The following is a 2052-nucleotide window of genomic DNA, read 5'->3' on the forward strand; positions in this document are numbered from 1 at the left end:
GAACCTACTAAGTTCCTTTTTTATTACAGTTAAACTAGCATTTACAACCACTAGGCATTACATAATGGTTGGTGGAAGGTTAGATTTACTTCATCCGCATACTGTCAATTTTTTCTTCAGTTGGTGTGACGCGTAGGGTCTTTTGTCCCGTATAAGTCACAAATCCAGGCTTACCTGCTGTTGGTTTGTTGAGCTTCTTAACATCAATCATATCGACTTGAACCAAGTTTGACAGACGGGCCTTAGAGTAGTAGGCTGCCAATTCAGCCGCATCTGTTTTGACTTCGTCAGTTGGGTTAAGATTGCCCTTGATAACTACGTGACTACCTGGGATATCCTTGGCGTGGAACCAGAGCTCCCCCTTTTTAGCCATCTTGAAGGTCAACTCCTCATTTTGTAGGTTGTTACGACCAACCATGATAATGGTCTTACCATCAGAAGCTAGATACTGTTCAGGTTTCTTGCGTTTGTGGCGTTTGTCAGTTGAACGACGTTTCATAAAGCCAGCCTGAACAAGCTCTTCACGAATATCCTCGATTTCATCCATGTTGGCTTGAGAAAGACTAAACTCAACACTCTCCAAATAGTCAATAGTCTGCTTGGTTTCCTCAATCAAACCAGTCAAGTGCTTAACAGCCTCCTTGAGCTTCTGGTATTTCTTGAAGTAACGCTGAGCATTTTGGTTAGGTGTTAGAGCCACATTTAGAGGAATGGTAATCTTTTCGCCAGTGTAGTAGTTGTCTAGCTCGACACTATCCTTGTCATTTGGCACCATGCTGAGGTAGGTGGTCAACAGTTCCCCTTTTTGACGGAACTCCTCGGCATTTTCAGTCGCCGCAAGCTCTTTTTCTTGTTTAACAAGTTTCTTCTTATTTTTTTCCAGTTCATTTTGCACACGATGGATCAAATCACTAGCCTGTTGAGTCACACGGTCACGCGCTGCCTTGTCCAAATAGTAGTAGTCCAATAGGGCTGACAAGGTTTCAAACTCAGGTTGGTCCTGACTATCTGAGAATCTTACAGCTGAGAATGCCTTAGCCGTTAAGTTTGGCTCTATTTCACGATTGAAGAAGGCACGGAAATTCTTGAATTTATCAGTATCAAGTAAAGCTGATAATTCATTGGCCGTGTTGCGCCCCAAACCTTGGAAAAGTTTTTGAAGGTTTCTAGAGGACAAATCCTCGGTTTGTAGGATTTCAAAGAGCTTTTCGTCTGCAATGTCAAATGGATTCTTGGCGTCTGTCTTAGGAGGAGCGATATAGGTAGACCCAGGCAGAATAGTACGGTAACTATTTTGTGAGAAACCAACGTGCTTGATAGACTCGATGATTTTGCTCTCGTTTTTGTCAATCAGGATAATGTTGGAGTGTTTCCCCATGATTTCCATGACCAGAGTAACCTTAACGCTATCACCGATTTCGTTTTTGTTAGAGACTGAAATTTCAAGAACACGGTCATTTTCAAGCTGTTGAATATCCTCGATAACTGCTCCCTGAAGGTATTTACGCATAATCATGGTATAGGTGTTTGGATTTTGCGGATTTGGCAACTCTGCCTTGGTCGTCTGAATACGCCCAAAAACAGGGTGAGCCGAAAGCAGAAGCTTGTAATTCTGACGATTGTTACGAATGGTCAGGACCAACTCACGCTCAAAAGGCTGATTAACCTTCTGGATACGCCCGTAGAGCACCTGCTCACGCAACTCAGCTGTCATATGATGAAGAAAAAAGCCGTCAAAAGACATGATGTACTTCCTTTCTTGTTAGAGATAATGGTTGTTTTATTTTAAAAATAAAATACTTTGTGAGACTTTCCTTAGGTGTTGGCGGACGTCAAGGAACTTTGTAAAAGTTCCGAGCGCCTGAAACCTTTTAGTTTCAGGCGCTTTTAACACGGCGTAAAGTCTCGGTTAATTGCTCGCTCTGCTCGCCGAAAAAGTTATTTCAAAAATTTGGAGAGCTTATTAGCTTGATTAGATATTTTTAAACAATTTGAATACGTTATAAACGTAAATGTTGCTTAACCATTATAGCATAAAGCCTGCAGAAATGC

1 protein-coding gene is annotated in these 2052 nt (G+C 41.8%); it reads right to left on the minus strand.

The window, feature by feature from the left end:
• Positions 1-85: 85 nt before the first annotated feature.
• A complete protein-coding gene (locus HMPREF9425_RS08945; RefSeq protein WP_003098402.1) occupies positions 86-1744 on the minus strand; it encodes an Rqc2 family fibronectin-binding protein in 1659 nt (552 codons plus the stop codon).
• Between the last annotated feature and the right edge of the window lie 308 nt (positions 1745-2052).

This window comes from Streptococcus vestibularis ATCC 49124 (genome assembly GCF_000188295.1).
Classification (GTDB): domain Bacteria; phylum Bacillota; class Bacilli; order Lactobacillales; family Streptococcaceae; genus Streptococcus; species Streptococcus vestibularis.